The sequence below is a fragment of the Shewanella sp. 10N.286.45.A1 genome (genome assembly GCF_041470405.1).
In the GTDB taxonomy this organism is placed as follows: Bacteria; Pseudomonadota; Gammaproteobacteria; order Enterobacterales; family Shewanellaceae; genus Shewanella.
This window is the reverse complement of sequence record NZ_JBFRMK010000255.1, coordinates 18,348-35,062: the sequence shown is the minus strand read 5'-3', so window position 1 is coordinate 35,062 and position 16,715 is coordinate 18,348. Positions and strand designations below refer to the sequence as shown.

16 protein-coding genes are annotated in these 16,715 nt (G+C 41.9%); 4 read left to right on the top strand and 12 right to left on the bottom strand.

Going from position 1 to position 16,715, the window contains the following annotated elements:
- The first annotated feature begins 398 nt into the window (after positions 1-398).
- Positions 399-1,340, top strand: a complete 942-nt coding sequence (locus AB4238_RS17675) for a LysR family transcriptional regulator (protein WP_220737313.1) — start codon at positions 399-401, stop codon at positions 1,338-1,340.
- Between the two features lie 556 nt (positions 1,341-1,896).
- Here AB4238_RS17675 and AB4238_RS17670 read toward each other — a convergent pair.
- The 8 genes from AB4238_RS17670 to AB4238_RS17635 form a co-directional block, all read right to left on the bottom strand.
- Entirely contained in the window at positions 1,897-3,741 is a 1,845-nt protein-coding gene (locus AB4238_RS17670) for a DUF885 family protein (RefSeq protein ID WP_372034630.1), read from the bottom strand.
- Between the two features lie 125 nt (positions 3,742-3,866).
- Positions 3,867-5,003: a radical SAM family heme chaperone HemW gene (gene hemW, locus AB4238_RS17665; protein ID WP_372034629.1), complete on the bottom strand. Its 1,137-nt coding sequence runs from the start codon at positions 5,001-5,003 to the stop codon at positions 3,867-3,869.
- Positions 5,003-5,602, bottom strand: a complete 600-nt coding sequence (gene rdgB, locus AB4238_RS17660) for an RdgB/HAM1 family non-canonical purine NTP pyrophosphatase (RefSeq protein WP_372034628.1) — start codon at positions 5,600-5,602, stop codon at positions 5,003-5,005. Before rdgB ends, hemW begins: the two co-directional genes overlap by 1 nt.
- Positions 5,603-5,821: 219 nt before the next feature.
- Positions 5,822-6,256, bottom strand: coding sequence for a DUF4426 domain-containing protein (locus tag AB4238_RS17655; protein WP_372034627.1), 435 nt, complete (start codon positions 6,254-6,256; stop codon positions 5,822-5,824).
- A gap of 83 nt (positions 6,257-6,339) precedes the next feature.
- Positions 6,340-6,627 (bottom strand): DUF167 family protein YggU, encoded by a 288-nt coding sequence (gene yggU / locus AB4238_RS17650; RefSeq protein WP_372034626.1) that lies wholly within the window; start codon positions 6,625-6,627, stop codon positions 6,340-6,342.
- On the bottom strand, positions 6,627-7,175 hold the full coding sequence (locus AB4238_RS17645) for a YggT family protein (RefSeq protein WP_372034625.1): 549 nt from the start codon (positions 7,173-7,175) through the stop codon (positions 6,627-6,629). Before AB4238_RS17645 ends, yggU begins: the two co-directional genes overlap by 1 nt.
- 31 nt (positions 7,176-7,206) lie before the next feature.
- Positions 7,207-8,025: a pyrroline-5-carboxylate reductase gene (gene proC / locus AB4238_RS17640; RefSeq protein WP_372034624.1), complete on the bottom strand. Its 819-nt coding sequence runs from the start codon at positions 8,023-8,025 to the stop codon at positions 7,207-7,209.
- Positions 8,026-8,201: 176 nt separating this feature from the next.
- A complete protein-coding gene (locus AB4238_RS17635) occupies positions 8,202-8,900 on the bottom strand; it encodes a YggS family pyridoxal phosphate-dependent enzyme (protein ID WP_372034623.1) in 699 nt (232 codons plus the stop codon).
- Positions 8,901-8,935: 35 nt separating this feature from the next.
- Here AB4238_RS17635 and AB4238_RS17630 point away from each other — a divergent pair, with 35 nt between their 5' ends.
- The 3 genes from AB4238_RS17630 (at position 8,936) to hemH (ending at position 12,347) form a co-directional block, all read left to right on the top strand.
- Complete coding sequence (locus AB4238_RS17630; protein WP_044556009.1) at positions 8,936-9,973, top strand: type IV pilus twitching motility protein PilT; 1,038 nt, start codon at positions 8,936-8,938, stop codon at positions 9,971-9,973.
- 13 nt (positions 9,974-9,986) lie between these two features.
- Complete coding sequence (locus AB4238_RS17625; protein ID WP_372034622.1) at positions 9,987-11,099, top strand: PilT/PilU family type 4a pilus ATPase; 1,113 nt, start codon at positions 9,987-9,989, stop codon at positions 11,097-11,099.
- Between the two features lie 237 nt (positions 11,100-11,336).
- Positions 11,337-12,347, top strand: coding sequence for a ferrochelatase (gene hemH / locus AB4238_RS17620; protein ID WP_372034621.1), 1,011 nt, complete (start codon positions 11,337-11,339; stop codon positions 12,345-12,347).
- Positions 12,348-12,432: 85 nt separating this feature from the next.
- Here the strand turns inward: hemH and AB4238_RS17615 are convergent, their stop codons facing one another.
- The 4 genes from AB4238_RS17615 to AB4238_RS17600 form a co-directional block, all read right to left on the bottom strand.
- Positions 12,433-12,822, bottom strand: a complete 390-nt coding sequence (locus tag AB4238_RS17615; protein ID WP_371989919.1) for a DUF3192 domain-containing protein — start codon at positions 12,820-12,822, stop codon at positions 12,433-12,435.
- Positions 12,823-12,954: 132 nt separating this feature from the next.
- Positions 12,955-13,719, bottom strand: coding sequence for a flap endonuclease Xni (xni, locus tag AB4238_RS17610; protein ID WP_372034620.1), 765 nt, complete (start codon positions 13,717-13,719; stop codon positions 12,955-12,957).
- Positions 13,716-15,068, bottom strand: a complete 1,353-nt coding sequence (gene ppnN, locus AB4238_RS17605) for a nucleotide 5'-monophosphate nucleosidase PpnN (protein WP_372034619.1) — start codon at positions 15,066-15,068, stop codon at positions 13,716-13,718. Before ppnN ends, xni begins: the two co-directional genes overlap by 4 nt.
- A 78-nt stretch (positions 15,069-15,146) precedes the next feature.
- A complete protein-coding gene (locus tag AB4238_RS17600) occupies positions 15,147-16,703 on the bottom strand; it encodes a diguanylate cyclase domain-containing protein (protein ID WP_372034618.1) in 1,557 nt (518 codons plus the stop codon).
- Positions 16,704-16,715 lie beyond the last annotated feature (12 nt).

Sequence of the window (16,715 nt, the reverse complement as noted above, 5' to 3'; positions counted from 1 at the left end):
CAGAATCCGACACAGGCTCCAATTAAATTGCAACAACCCCTGCATCCCACCTTTGTGCAGGGGTTTTTAAACCTTTTAAGTTTTGTCCCGTTAGATTTAGTGCTTAATAGATATAGCGCGATTAAACCTCGAACACCGAAACCTCAGCTTTGAAATGCCAACACCTATAAAAATGTCTTGCTTATGCTAGTACAAAAGTACTTATATGATGAGATCTAAGGTTTTTTTGGTATACTTCTAAAAATAAAAGCAAAACCATTAATTGGTTAATAAATAACAACTCTACTCTAGCGTACATATATTCACTTAAGGCATTGTTCTATAATTGATTTTTAAATTAAGACTTGTCTTAGCGATGGAAGTACTATTACTCTCGTAAACACCTGAAGGCGATTTACATGTTAGAACTTTTAGAACCAATCGCAATTTTTACTCATGTAGCTCGAGCGGGTAGTTTTAGCTCTGCAGCACGAAAGTTAGGCATATCTAAGTCAAAGGTCAGTACTCAAGTTGCTGATCTTGAGCACAAGCTTGGTGTACAACTTATACAGCGTACCACTCGTAGCTTAAGTCTTACCGAAGCTGGACAGCTGCTTTATGCTCAAGGTGAAGAGCTGTTAAGAGATGCCGATCAAGCTGTTGCTAGCGTCCATAATCTAAATGATGCGACGCGTGGTGTATTGAAAGTCGGTATTTCACAATCTTTCGGTACCATGCACATCATTCCCGCTCTACCAGAATTTATGGCAAAGCATCCAGAACTTGAACTGCAAGTTAGTCTACTTGATCACAAAGTTGATGTTGTCAGCGAAGGGTTAGATTTACTGCTGACGATGTCTGAGCAGCTACCTCTAGGTATGGTTGCTAGGCCGCTGATGAAGTGTCAGTTCTTGTTGGCTGCATCTCCCTCGTATGTCGAACAACATGGTATGCCAAGCCGCCCTGAACAGTTGGTTGATCATAACTGTCTTGTATATCAAGGCGAGTGGCATGAGCACAGTGTTTGGCAGTTTAAGCAAGGTGATGACTATTGCGAAATTGGGGTTTCGGGTAATTTTAGAGTCGATAATGCCCCAGCGCTAAAATCAGCAGCTGTTAGTGGTTTAGGGGTTGTCTATCTGGCGAGTTATTTACTGGAAGATGAAATTGCGAAAGGGACGTTAGTGCCTATTCTTGATGAATGGCAATTAACTCATCACCTGCCTTTGCAAGCCGTTTACCCTAGACGTAAACATCTTGCACCAAAGGTCAGTGCGTTTATTGATTTCATTAAAGATCATATTGGCTCGCCGCCTTATTGGGATGACCCATATAAAGAATTGTATGCAAAACGTAAGTAAAAATAGGAAACATTGTTTTAAATTTTGAACAATGCATTTTCCTTATCATGCCGTTATGATTAAAGTTTTTATTTATCAGTTGTTTGGGTAGTGCTGTTGGTTATTTAGTCGGTGCGAATTTAGCCGCTACTAATGCAGGTTTTTATGGTTTTGGTTGCAGTTTGTTCTTAATTTTATACAATGCAGGCAGTTGATTCAAAACGATTTGAGTCCTATAACGTAATACAGAATGACCCCTCTTTATTATGTTGTACAAATCAGCGTTATGCAGTTTTGATTCGATGCTGGCAGAAGTTTACGAACTAAAACAATGCTAGCCTTAAAACCATCATCCTAGTTTTGGTTTACCCCGGCTTTTACCGGGGTATTTTTCTGTTAAGCGCTTGAACTTTATCTGTACCCTACAATTTGGATTATTTACTACTATAAGTAAAAACCTGAATATAACTAGATAGTGCTTATCAAAATCAGTTCAATAAAAAAGCCACTGTATTCAGTGGCTTTTTTATTGGTTTTTTGAGGGCTACTTTATTTGGATAAAGTAGCCTACGTATCATTAGCTGCTTTTTTCAATCCAAAGATCAATTTCAGACTCAAGTACATCTAATGGCACGGGACCATTTTGCAATACAATTGTATGGAAGTCCCTTATATCGAATTTGTCACCTAGTGCGGTTTGCGCTTTAGCTCTTAACTCTAGTAGCTTGAGCATACCGACTTTGTAAGCTGTTGCCTGTGAAGGCATGACAATGTGTCGCTCTACCATTTTAATGGCATCAGACTCGGCATTAGGTGTGTTAGATACGTAGTAGTTAATAGATTGTTCACGTGTCCATTTTTTGGCATGAATACCGGTATCAACCACTAAGCGGCAGGCACGCCATAGTTCCATTGCTAAGCGACCGAAGTCAGAGTATGGATCTGCATACATGCCCATCTCTTTAGGAAAATACTCGCTGTATAAACCCCACCCTTCAATGTAAGCAGTGTAACCGCCATACTTACGGAACTTTGGCACTCCCTCTAGCTCTTGTGCTATCGCTATCTGCATATGATGCCCTGGTGTACCTTCATGGTATGCCAGCGCCTCCATTTGGTATTTAGGCATGGCCTTCATGTCATATAGGTTAGCGTAATAGGTTCCTGGGCGACTCCCATCAGGTGATGGATTGCTATAAAAGGCTTTACCTGCTGACTTTTCCCGAAAAGCTTCGACCTGTTTCACTATCATCGGTGCTTTAGGTTTTACTTTAAACACTTCATCGAGACGGCTACTCATGGTGTCAATCAGCGCAATAGCTTCTTGTAAATAAGCTTGGCGACCTTGATCTGTATCAGCATAGTAAAATTGCTGATCATCTCGCATAAAGGCAAAGAACTCTTGGAGATTGCCTTCGAAGTTGACCTTTTTCATAATGTCGCGCATTTCACCGTGTATACGTGCCACTTCTGATAAGCCCAGTTTGTGGATCTCATCGGCGCTCATATCAGTGGTGGTTGTGCGTGCTAGTGCATTGTTATAATAAGTTTCGCCCTTTGGAAACTTCCAAGCACCATCGCGTGTATCCGCTTTGGCTTCTAGCTTACCCATGTAACCAATCAGCTTGTCATAGGCAGGCTTTACGTCATCAACTAATGCTTCCTTGGCCGCGGTTAGCAATTGCTGTTGCTCGTCTGAACTTATTGATAAGGCATTGACTTTACGTTTGAAGTCCGCCCATAAAGCACTGTCTTCACCTTCATCAAATGGGGCTCCTTTGACAATGTTTTTGCTATCGGAGATGACATATGGAAAGACGAATTTTGGTGCAACAATGCCTTTGTTAGCACGTATTTCAAGTGCTGTTTGCAGCTGCGAAAGGCGCTTCGGTACGCCATTTAGGCGGCTAATATAGGCTTTAGCATCTTTAATATCGCTGACCTGATGTTGGTTGATCAGGAATGAGGCTATTTGAGAGTGACCACCATACATCTGGTTGACTGGGTAGCTATGGTAACGCCACTGATCATCTTTTATCTCTTGCTCAAGCTTTTGAGTCAGTAGTTGATAACTCAATTTTGTTTGCCTATCGAGCTTATCTACATTGAGCATATTTAGTTGGGCTAAATGCTTTTTAGTGCGCGTTAAATTTGCATCTGTTGCCGCATCACTCATCTCATCCCATTTGTCATAATCGGTTTTTATACCGAGATAGGTTTGAGATATTGGACTTGCTTGCACATTCTCCATGAAAATGGCTTCAAACAGCGCATTGGCTTTTTCTGATTCACTATTAGATTTTTGAGCTACAGGTTCACTTGGGCTTAAATAGGGAGCTAAAGTTGGTGCGGCATAAACCGCTGAACTTAAGCAAATTGACAGGGACAGAGCGACAACAGTTATTTTTGTTTTTATTGGCATTTTTAGACTTCCTTAGAATTATGATTGTTATCCTAAAGAAGCCTAGAGTTAATTTTTTGATCTAAGTGTTAGAAAATGTTTCTGTTGAGTTGTTTTGTTTAGTAATGGCGAATATATTCAATGCCTTATAGGAATTGTGACAATAAGTCATTTACAAACATATGTCCTTTAGCAGTTAGTTGCCAGTACTCTTGGCTTTCAGTCATCAGCCCTTTAGCACAAGCTTGCTCGATACCTTGAGAAATAACACTTCGCTCTAACCCCGTTCTTTGTTCAAACTCTTCCTTAGGGATTGGAGTCATTAGTCTTAAACGGTTCATTAGGTACTCCAACGGCCTCTCTTCCTCTTCTACAATTGTGTTATCAGAGGTGTAGTCAGTTGCCGCTAGGTAGCCTTTTGGATGCTTGATTTTTACTGTACGTACTATTTTATTGTGCGCTACTTGAGTGATTTTTCCGTGCGCGCCGCAACCTATACCTAAGTAATCACCAAACTGCCAGTAATTAAGATTATGTTGACACTGAAAGCCTTCCTTCGCATATGCTGATATCTCATATTGCACGTAACCTAATTCAGCAAGCCTTTTTTGACCTTGCTCGTAAATTCGCCAGAGTTTTTCATCATCGGGTAGCTGTGGAGGTTTGGAATGAAACAGCGTATTAGGCTCGATAGTAAGTTGATACCAAGACAGGTGTGGCGGGGCAAGCGCTGCAGCTGTTTCGATGTCGGCGAGCGCTTCATCAAAGCTTTGATTTGGTAAGCCATGCATTAAGTCCAAATTAAAGCTTTTATAGCCTGATGTTTTTGCCTTTTTAGCCGCTATTTGCGCTTCTGTTTTATCGTGAATACGACCTAGCAGATTGAGCTTGTCACTGGAAAAGCTCTGAACTCCAATAGACAAGCGAGTGACACCTGCTTGCTGATAGGCCTCGAAATCATCATGTTCTAAGGTGCCAGGATTGGCCTCCATGGTGATCTCTATGTTGTCTGTAAACTTAATCAGATTATCAACCTCTGTGAGTAGGCGCTTTATCTGCGCTGCGTCAAACAGAGATGGGGTGCCACCACCAATAAAAATGGTATGTAGTTGCCGCCCCTGAACATAGTGCAAATCCTGTTTTAAGTCGGCAATAAGCGCGTCAACATACTCTGTCTGTGGTAGCTCTCCATGTTGGCCATGGGAGTTAAAGTCGCAGTATGGGCACTTCTGTACGCACCAGGGAATATGAATGTATAGGCTTAGCGGTGGCAGGGTTAACATTAGCTAAAAATACCTTGTTGCTTCATTGCTTCAATAAGCAAAACTAATGCTTTACCGCGGTGGCTCAATAAGTTCTTCTCATCGCTGCTCAGTTCTGCTGCACTACACTTATGCTCTGCAGGAATAAAAATAGGATCGTAGCCATGACCATTGTCACCAAGTGGGCTAAAGCCTATGCTGCCCTCCCATGATGCTTGGCATATAATTGGAGTCGGGTCTTTTGCATGGCGCATGTATACCAATACACACTGAAAACGAGCACTGCGTTGTGTTTGCTTATCTAAAGCTTTTAGCAACTTGGTGTAATTCTGCTCATCTTTAGCCTCTTCGCCAGCGTAGCGCGCCGAATAGATCCCTGGAGCGCCTTGTAGAAAATCAACCTCTAAACCAGAATCATCAGCAATCGCAGCATGGCCAGTTATCTCTGCCGCATGGCGTGCTTTAATAATGGCATTTTCTACGAATGTTGTTCCTGTCTCTGGGACTTCTGAGACGTTGAATGCGCTTTGGGCAAGGATCTCTACTCCGTAATCGGCCATCAGTTCGGAAAATTCTTTGAGTTTACCTTTGTTGCCACTTGCAAGGACGATTTGGTTCATGGAAGACCTTTAGCTGTCTGAAAATATGGCGGCAATAATAGCGAACCGTGCCATTAAATGCATCACTTATATCAGGCTAAAAACCTTTTAGGATAGGGGGACGTCAGGTTTGTTGATTGATGAGATTATTGCAATTTTCACTGCAATAACAGCGTATCTTCATTCGACTGTGCTGCAAGTTTGGCTGATGGAGTGGGGGATTGCTCCCCCAACTAAAGATTACTCTACGTAGAACTTCTGTTTGAACTGCAGCTGCGTATTGAGTTTAGAGCCATGTTTAACTGCAATGTTAAAGTTTATCTCTTGGTCATCGCGGTAGGGGACTTCTGCAATGTAGTAAATAGAATCACCTTCGCGGATCTCTCTAAATTTTAAGTCTACTCGTGCATCGAGAAGGTTGTTAGCTACCCCGGTAATTTCTACAGGGACTGCGGGATTACCGTCGACGCTGGTATCTAGCACCGAAATATTTAAGATCCCAGAATAACTGCTACGTTTGATGCCGTAGGACTTGGCAATACTGGGAGTTAAAAAGGTGCTACTGAGGGCGATATAGTGAATATCGTAGTTGCCGACTTTTTGTTTCTGTTCAGCAAATGCGCTACTGGTTAGGCATAGGCTGAGCAGCAAAACGGCTATTAGTGAGCGGAACATATTGGCTTTCCTTAGGTATTAACTTTGTTGTTAGTATAGAACTTAAGTGGGTTAACTGCCTTATACTTCTTATAAGTATAAGGTTACAAAAGGTTTTGTATTTCAGCTGGAATAACTTTGGGTGAGGAGATAAGCACTTGCTTATGACGCCCCGTGAGGCCTTTTAGTATGTCAATATCGCCCTTTGGTACCTTGAATGCTTTAGCAAGATATTTAGTCAGATGAATATTCGCTTTGCCATCAATAGGTGGCGCGGTAATGGCTATTTTTAGCTCATGACCATGCAGTCCTACTATCTGATCTCGACTGGCTTTAGGTTGAATATAAAGCTGAAGCAGCAGGTTTCCCTGCTGCATACATACTGCTACCACTATATGAATGCCCAGAAAGGGATGTATTGGGCAAGTAGGATATTGAGGAAGTTCAGAATAATCATCATCACTAATAGTGATAAATCTAAGCCGCCCATCTGTGGCAACATGCGACGTATTGGCGCTAAAAGAGGCTCCGTCAATTGTCCCATAACCATCTCTATTGGATTTTGACCTTGGCTTACCCAACTCAATATTGCCCTTAGGATAAGCATCCAAAACAGCAATACACCTGCTTCCTTGAGCACTGATACTAGTGAAACGAGTAAGATTGTTGCTATATCTATCGCAGCACCAGCCATCAAGCTAAGCAGCACGAATTTGGCTACTACCACTGTAATCGCGAGCACAAATGAGGCGCTATCAAAATTGCCAAACGACGGAATGACACGTCTTAATGGGCCTACAATCGGGTGAGTTGCTTTTACGATAAATTGGCTAAATGGATTATAAAAATCGGCTCGAGCGAGCTGCAGCCAGATCCGTAAAATGACCACCATTAAGTATAAATCGAATACTGTACTTACTAGAAAACTAAATGCATTCATCTGTTTACTCTACTTATCACGTTTAAAAAAATTAATATTGCTTTGCCATCTCTTGCGCCCGCGCAATACAATTTGTCATTGCATCATCAACTAGGCCTCGTATATTACCCGCTTCAAAAGTGGCGACAGCTTGCGCTGTGGTGCCGCCTTTTGAAGTTACATTATTTCGTAGTTGCGCTAAGCTCAAATCTGGGTTTTGTTTAACCATAAGTGCTGCACCTAATGCTGCTTGTTGTGCCATCTCTCTTGCGCTCACTTCAGACATTCCACCTTTAACAGCACTTTCAACCATGGCTTCTAAAAACAGGAAGAAGTATGCTGGCGAACTTCCTGCCAGAGCAATGACTTGATTTAACTCTTCTTCTTTGTTGACCCAAACAACCTCACCGCCAGTTGCCATCAGTGTCTCGCATAAGGTTTTATTTTCAGCTGAAATATCATCACCTGCAAATAATCCGGTTAAGCCTACACCTATCTGAGTCGGGGTATTAGGCATAGTGCGTATTAATTTGATCTCTTGCTTAAAATAGTCACTATAGCGCTTAGCAGTTACACCTGCGGCGATAGTGATTATTAACTTATTTGCAAGATCTAAATCACTTAACTGTTCTCCAACTAATGCCATTAGATGCGGCTTCACTCCTAAGACAATGACATCAGCAGATTTTGCGGCTTCTATATTATCGTTAGTGATGTTAATGCCAAAATCTTGTTGGAGCGCATCAAGTTTAGGCTGGCTTGGGTTTGCAGCTGTAATGTGCTCGGGGGAGTAACCACTTTTCACTAAACCACTTACGATGCTGCGGGTCATGTTACCAGCACCAATAAAACAGACATTTTTTTGTGACATTGGGTTCTCTTTTTATTCTAGTTAGGACGACACTTTTACTATTTATAAATCATTTAAAATGATTGGTATGACACGTTATTAAGACTTAATATTTGGGTGAGGTAGCCCAAAAACAAGCTCTATATGTATTAAACATTATTTATCTAAATAGCTGAGCTTAACTGCAAATCACCCCTTTATTCGGAGTAATCGCGAGCGCCAAATATAGCGCTACCGATACGCACCATGGTTGAACCATGCGCTACCGCCAATTCAAGATCGTTACTCATACCTACAGATAAAGTATCTACACTTGGGTATTTCGCTGCCAATAGTTGGTATTGCTTTTGTAGCTCTGCCAGTTCTGCGATTGCCGTAGTATTATCAACCTTGGTTGATGGGATTGCCATTAATCCACGTAAGTTTAAATGAGGTAACGAATGGATTTTTTCTGCTAAGGCCTCAATTTCAGCCGTAGTCACTCCTGACTTACTGGATTCTTGACTGATATTGACTTGAATACAAACATTTAGCGGGTTCATATGTTCAGGTCGCTGGTCATTTAACCTGCTAGCAATTTTCTCACGCTCAACGGTGTGCATCCAGTCAAACAAAGTCGCAATGATCTTGGTCTTGTTTGATTGCAAAGGGCCAATGAAGTGCCACTCTATATCAGGGCAATCTTGGCTTAGGCTCTTTACCTTTGCCTCACCCTCTTGCACGTAGTTTTCACCAAAACGTCTTTGGCCAGCAGTATAGGCCTCTATGATCTGCTCGTTTGGCTTGGTTTTACTCACCGCCAAAAGTTGCACATCTGCAGGGTTTCGTGAAGAATTTTGTGCTGCTTGTTCAATCCTGTGCTGGGCGAGCGCTAGTCTGTCTGTTATTGTTGTCATGTTGTATATTTTTGGTTGAATGGATATCCCAAACTATGGAAATCACAGAGTTACTTGCCTTTAGTGTAAAGCACAATGCATCAGATCTACACCTTTCTGCGGGGGTTTCTCCTATGATCCGTGTTGATGGTGAAGTGAGGAAGATAAATCTTCCCGCTTTAGACCATCAAGGTGTTCACAGTCTTGTGTACGATATTATGAATGATAAGCAGCGCAAAGATTATGAAGAGCATCTAGAGATAGATTTCTCATTTGAAGTGCCTGGCCTTGCACGTTTTCGTGTTAACGCCTTTAACCAATCTCGTGGTTCTGCAGCAGTATTTCGTACCATTCCAAGCGATATCTTAAGTTTAGAGCAGTTAGGTGCACCAGAGATCTTTAAAAAGATTTCTAGCTTTCCCCGCGGACTGGTTTTGGTTACCGGGCCTACGGGCTCTGGTAAAAGTACCACCTTGGCTGCAATGGTTGATTACATTAATGAGAATAGACACGACCATATCTTAACCATTGAAGACCCAATAGAATTTGTACACCAAAACAAACAATGTTTGATTAACCAACGTGAAGTGCATCGCCATACTCATAGTTTTAATGCTGCATTGCGTAGTGCATTACGTGAAGATCCAGACGTTATTCTTGTTGGTGAAATGCGAGATCTAGAGACCATTAGACTGGCAATGACAGCAGCAGAAACTGGTCATTTGGTATTTGGTACCTTGCATACGACTTCTGCGGCTAAAACCATTGACCGTGTCGTTGATGTATTCCCTGAAGGTGAGAAGGGCATGGTAAGAACGATGTTATCTGAGTCACTGCAAGCGGTGATCTCTCAAGCACTGATTAAGAAAGTGGGTGGTGGTCGTGTTGCTGCCCATGAGATCATGATGGGAACACCAGCGATACGTAACTTGATCCGAGAAGATAAAGTCGCGCAAATGTACTCTGCGATTCAAACAGGTATGGCACATGGCATGCAAACATTGGATCAGTGTTTACAAAACTTAGTCAATCGCGGACAAATTAGCCGTGAAGATGCTTTGCTTAAGAGTTCAAATAAGCAAACTAATTTTTAGTAGGTAATTACTTATGGATGTTCGTCCTTTTTTAAAGGTCATGATAGATCGTAAAGCATCAGATCTGTTTATTACAGCGGGTTTCCCCCCGAGTGCTAAAATCGATGGTGAGCTGCGCCCTCTTAGTGAAAATGCATTTAACCCAGCACAAGCACTGGAGTTTGTTGAGTCATTAATGACCGACGTGCAAAAAGAGGAGTTTCATGAGTCTCGTGAGTGTAACTTTGCATTTGCGGCTAAAGATTTAGGTCGATTTCGTGTTAGTGCTTTTTGGCAAAGGGAAGCACCAGGTTGCGTAATGCGCCGTATTGAAACTCAAATACCTGAAGTTGACGATTTAATGCTGCCGCCTATCTTGAAAGATTTAGTCATGAGTAAGCGTGGCTTGGTTATTATGGTAGGTGGCACAGGAACGGGTAAATCGACATCGCTGGCTGCACTGGTTGGCTACCGAAATGCACATGCGCGTGGACATATTCTGACCATCGAAGATCCTGTTGAATTTGTTCATGATCACCGCCAAAGTATCATCACCCAACGGGAAGTAGGTATTGATACTGAATCTTTTGATGCGGCACTTAAAAGCTCGTTGCGTCAAGCGCCGGATGTGATCCTCATTGGTGAGATCCGTAGCCAAGAGACCATGGAGTTTGCGCTGTCTTTTGCTGAAACGGGTCATCTTTGTATGGCGACATTGCATGCCAACAATGCAAACCAAGCGCTTGATCGTATTATGCACTTAGTACCAGAGAGTAAGCATCATCAGCTGTTATTTGATCTGTCGCTTAACTTACGTGGGATTGTGGCGCAGCAACTGGTACCTAAAAGTGATGGAACTGGGCGTAGAGCGGCAATTGAAGTACTGATTAATACACCGCGAGTGGCGAGTTTGATTGCTAAAAACGAACTGCATTCGTTAAAAGAAACCATGTCTAAATCTAACGAGCAGGGGATGCAAACATTCGATCAGGCACTATTAAAATTATATAGTGACGGCGAAATTAGCTACGCGGATGCGCTGCACCATGCTGATTCACCCAATGACTTAAGGCTAATGATTAAACTGCAAAGCTCAGATACCACGAGTACATCATCAATGGACGGCGTCACACTTAATCTTGATTAACAGCGAAATGTTATTGATTCGAGTCGTTAGGCACTAGGGATAAGTGTAATACACCTTTGGTAAAGACTAAGCTGGCAATATACTGTATTGGCAGCTTTTTATTGTAAAAAATTGATCTTTCTATGTATCTGAGCGTAGTAGCTATACCAATAACGCTAAAATGCGTTAGGTATTTAAATAACACTGCTATTCTTGTTTCGGCTTTCTATTTCTACATTAAATTTTTAAGGAGTTCTCTTGGCTAAGTTTTCTGGGTTATCCAAGGAAGAAGGGCACAAAAAACGCGGTAAAACAGGTGTATTGCTAGTCAATTTGGGCACACCTGATGAAGCGACACCTTCGGCGGTTAGACGGTATCTCGCGGAGTTTCTCGCTGATCCTCGGGTGGTTGAGATCCCGAAATTAATATGGATGCTTATCTTACACGGGATTATTTTACGAGTAAGGCCTGCAAAATCAGCTGCTCTATACCAACAGGTTTGGACTGAAGATGGTTCGCCATTAATGGACATCACTAAACGTCAAACAAAGAAGTTAGCTGAGCACTTTGAAGGCTCGGAAGACATTTCTGTGAAGTTCTGTATGCGTTATGGCCAGCCGTCGGTGGCTTCAACGTTGAAAGAGATGCATAAAGAGGGGATTGATAAGTTAGTCGTACTTCCGCTCTATCCGCAATATGCTGCGCCAACCACAGCGTCAGCGTTTGATGCGATAGCAAAGGAGTTGATGACATGGCGTTATCTGCCAGCGTTGCATTTTATCAACACCTATCACGATAACCCTGATTTTATCGATGCTCTGGCAGCGTCGATAACCAAAGACTTCGAGCTTAATGGTCAGCCACAAAAATTGGTGTTGTCTTATCATGGCATGCCTGAGCGCAACCTTCATCTTGGCGATCCCTATTACTGTTTCTGTAAGATCACAACTAAGCTGCTGGTTGAGAAACTTGGGCTAACTGAAGAACAGTATATAACGACCTTCCAATCTCGCTTTGGTAAGGCAAAATGGTTGACGCCCTATACGGATGCAACGATGGAGTCTTTGCCCAAAGACGGCATCACAGACATTGCCGTGGTATGCCCGGCGTTTAGTGCTGATTGCTTAGAAACATTGGAAGAGATCGCGGGTGAAAATAGGTTGATTTTTGAAGAAGCTGGCGGCAAACAGTTTAGGTATATCGCAGCATTGAATGACAATGATGACCATATTCAAATGATGGCGAATATCGTTAAACCTTATCTTTAACAAGGCGTTATACTAAACGGGCAAGCTCAATTGAGAGCTTGCCCGTTTTAACACTAGCTGTGGAATATGCTGCAACAGATTTATACTATAGGCTGTCTATTTGGCTGGTTAAATACTGTTGATAGGTATCTTCACCCCATGCAACAAGATTTCCCTGTTTAAATAATAGAGGAGTGCATTCCTCTTTAGTGGTTTCTCCATCAGATTCTTTGTGATGAGTGCGGTAAAATAATATCTGCAAATTCTGTTGGTTGGAGATCTTAGCTTCGCTGAAGTCTGCTTTACCAAACATCGCTTTTATTTCATCAATACTCTGTCCGATAGCTATTTCTGTCAGCTGGGCTCTATTGTAAGCTTGTCTATCTTCCCAATCCATTTCATCTGGAGTAGGGTCATAAGTGGCCATAATGACAGCGACGAAGGCAATATAAGCAACAAAGATTGAGCCTATGATTACGGGGACTTTGGATTTCATCTGTACTCGGGTTCCTTGCGAGGCAATTCCAATTACTGGCTACGATACTATGCAAACTCATTGTGGTAAACGCTAAATCACTAACTTTTTGTTAACAGTTGTAAGTGGTTTGACACTTGAATTAGCTATTCGTTACTGTGTTTTTGGCAGCCTAAATTGCTTAAGGTTAGCATTAAGTGGCATATCTAATTGAAGTTGAACAAGTTTATAGCTAAGCCTAGCTAAGTGCTTACCCTCTTCGAGTTTTTTGGCTTGTTTGGAACCTACCTGTTCGATAGAGCTGTAAATATTGGCAAGCGACCTAAATATCTTTAACAATTCAACGGCAGATTTTGGACCAATGCCGGGCACGCCAGGGATCTTATTACCGCTATCACCCGCAAGTGCTAGATAATCAATAAACTGTTTATGTTCAACACCTAGCTTTTGCTCCATGGCTTCAACCGTCATATAGGTTTGGTTAAAGTGATCCCACTGTTTGATGTTTGGGTGATTTAATTGGCAGAAGCCTTTATCAGTCGAAACGATAATTGCTTCCCCACCAATGCTAACCAGTTTAGTGGCTAAAGTTGCGATAACGTCATCAGCCTCTGAGTCAGCTTCTAACGAAGCAATATTGTTTTCGGCAAGATAGCGCTTGATATCGTTAAGGCCATTAGCTAACGCTTCTGGCATCGGTTTACGGCCCTTTTTATAGTCTTCGTATAGCGCCTTACGCCAAGATAACGCATTACCATCCCATACTATTGCGACATGGGATGGCTGGTGGAATTTTAATAGCTTTTTACAAGCACCATGAACACGCTCTTTAAGCCCGCTGATATCCGTTTCATTGGGTTGTGCGGCATGGATGCGCCGCACTAAATTCATACCGTCTAGAATCAAAAATTTATTCATTTAATTACTTTGTAGCAGGGAACGTAAGCGCTTCCTGGTAACTTCATTCGTTGTTGTGAAACAAAAGCGTTAAGGAGTTCATCCATTAATGCCATGAGTTTAGGTTCGCCTTTTAGCTCAAAGGGACCTTGTTCTTCAATTTTTTTGATGGTTTCCATTTTGACGTTACCCGCGACAATGCCGGAGAATGCTTTTCTTAGATTTGCCGCAAGCTCGGCTTTATTGGACTGTTCATGTAGATCTAAATTGCTCATCACCTCATGAGTCGGCTCAAAAGGTAGCTGAAATTCAGGTTCTATTTTCAAAGACCATTGGTATTGGTAGGAGTCGCCATTGTCTTTCCTAAAGACCTTAATTTTTTCCATCGCTTCCTTTTGGATGCGTGCCACTTCTGCTGGGTTATCAATCACTATTTGATATTTGCTTTGGGCTTCTGGACCTAATGTCGCTGCAATGAACTCATCGATACGAAGGAAATACTCTTCGCTCTCTTTTGGACCGGTTAACACTAGTGGAAAGGGAATGTCTTGATTGTGCTTGTTAAGCAAAATACCTAGTAAATAGAGTAACTCTTCAGCTGTGCCTGCACCACCAGGAAAAATGATAATACCATGCCCAAGCCTGACAAATGCTTCTAAACGTTTTTCGATATCGGGCAAGATAACCAGCTCGTTCACAATCTGGTTTGGTGGCTCTGCGGCAATAATACTCGGCTCTGTTAAGCCGATATATCTCGCATGGTTGACCCTTTGTTTAGCATGACCAATAGCGGCTCCTTTCATCGGCCCCTCCATTGCACCAGGTCCACAACCGGTACAGATGTCTAGTTTACGTAAACCGAGTTCATAGCCGACTTCGCGTGTATATTGGTACTCAATGGCGTTGATGCTGTGACCACCCCAACAAACGACGATATTCGGATCGAACATTGGCATTGTTCTAGCGTTACGTAAAATATCAAATACAACGTTAGTGATGTGGTTGGCGTTGGTTAGGTTGATATGCTTTAAGTTCTCATACCTATCATAGATATAGACAATATCGCGTAAAACTGAAAATAGATGCTCTTGTATGCCGGCAATAATTTCCCCGTCAACGAAGGCTTCTAAAGGGGGATTAGTGAGTTCTATTTTTATGCCACGCTCTCGCCTTAATACATTAATATTAAAGTCAGAAAATCGGCTGAATAGGTCTTTAGCATTGTCGCTTTGCAAGCCAGAGGCTAGTACTGCAAGCGAACAACTGCGATAGAGCTGGTAAAGCTCACTTTTAGCATTCTGTTTGAGACGGTCAACTTCGAGTTGGGAAAGCTGATCTAGGCTTCCTCGAGGACTAATTTTCACTATCATAGCAGCTCCTTAGCAGTGATAGTTTGGCTGTCCCTCAAAGATAGCTGGCGTTAATAATTGGTAACGCCTGGGGAGAGCTTATGAGTCAATGATGACTCTATCTCTGCTTTGATGTTTGGCTTTATATAGCGCTGCGTCAGCTCGTTCAAAGGTTTCTGTAATGAGCTCATTTTCAATAATTTGTGCTGCGCCTATAGATACTGTAACTGTAATTCTCTGATTTTTAAACTTAAAGGGAATACTTTTTACTTTTTCTCTAACTCTATTCAGCAAAGGTTTGATATCACTTTCGCTAACATCAGGTAGCAGAAATACAAATTCTTCACCACCAAACCGCGAGACAAATTCAGTTTCTCTTAAAGAGTTTTTAAGAGCCATAGCAATGACTTGCAATGTTTTGTCACCTGTACTGTGGCCAAAACTATCGTTAATAGATTTAAAGTGATCAATATCCGCTACAGCTACCCATAAAGGTTGTTTAGTACGTTTATAGTTGCGGTATTCTATTTCCATACGCTCTTGTAAAGCAGCTCGATTTGGCAATTGCGTTAGGGTATCGAGTAAGTTTAGCTTTTGCTGTTCAAATAGACGTTCTTTATAGTTCTCTGTTTCTTTACTCAGTTCGTTAAGCTCGCGGCGCAGTGCATCGACTGATTGTCTTAACTGGATCTGCTCTCTATTTTCTAGCGCTTCTTTACGGCTTAATGCAGTTCGTAGCGCCAGTAACTGCTCTGTTACTTGGTTTTTCAAGTGATTGATGTCATTGATATCAGTCACAGAACCATCGATATTATCTACTTGGCTATTTATCTCGCCGTTGAGTTTCTTGGCAACTTGAAAACTTTTGACTGAATGGCTGTAAGAATCGGTAACGACTTCTCGTACGTTGCTTAGGGCGCCGTTGAGTATGTAAAGGAACTCTTGAGATGCCGTTTTCTCTTTAGCGATATTATCGAGCAGTAGGCTTAGAACAACGTGATATGCGCTTAATAGTGTGTCGAGTTCGAAATCATCTGTTAATGATAATTTTATTGAAGAAATTTGCTCTTGTTGCTCTTTTCTAAATTCAATTTCCGACAACATTTGAGCCAGCTCTTTGGCGGATTGGCGATGCTTAGGTAACAGCTCAAATTTGTCACCGAGCTTTAATTGCTCATTAAGGATTTCGTTGTAGAAATGTACAATTTTTTCAACTTTTGGAATGTAATCCCAATAGGTATGAAAAGGCTTAGCGAGCTCCTTCTTAAAATAGGAGATCTCTCTCTTAAGCTTAACAGGCAGGGAATCAAGTCGTTGAATTTGGCTAATAATATTGGATAAAGAACCGCGGCTTTCTTCTAACTGTTGCATTACCCGGCTATATTGTTGCTTCAATATGCCATCGACCTCTTCAAGATCTGCAAGGGATTCATCTATTTGGTTAAAACGACTTAATTTGTGACGCAGTTTAGCCAACTTGTTGTCTAGCTCAATATTTTGCCCTTTACACGCAATGCTTAATTGCGCGATAAATTGCAAAAGTAGTTGTAGCTTTTCATTGTAGTCTTCACTCATATCATCAAGGGCTTGCCTTGCTGAGTACAGTTTCTGCTGTAGTACACTTAGCTGAGACGTGCTGGCGACTGCGTCCTTCATTTAAATAGATTT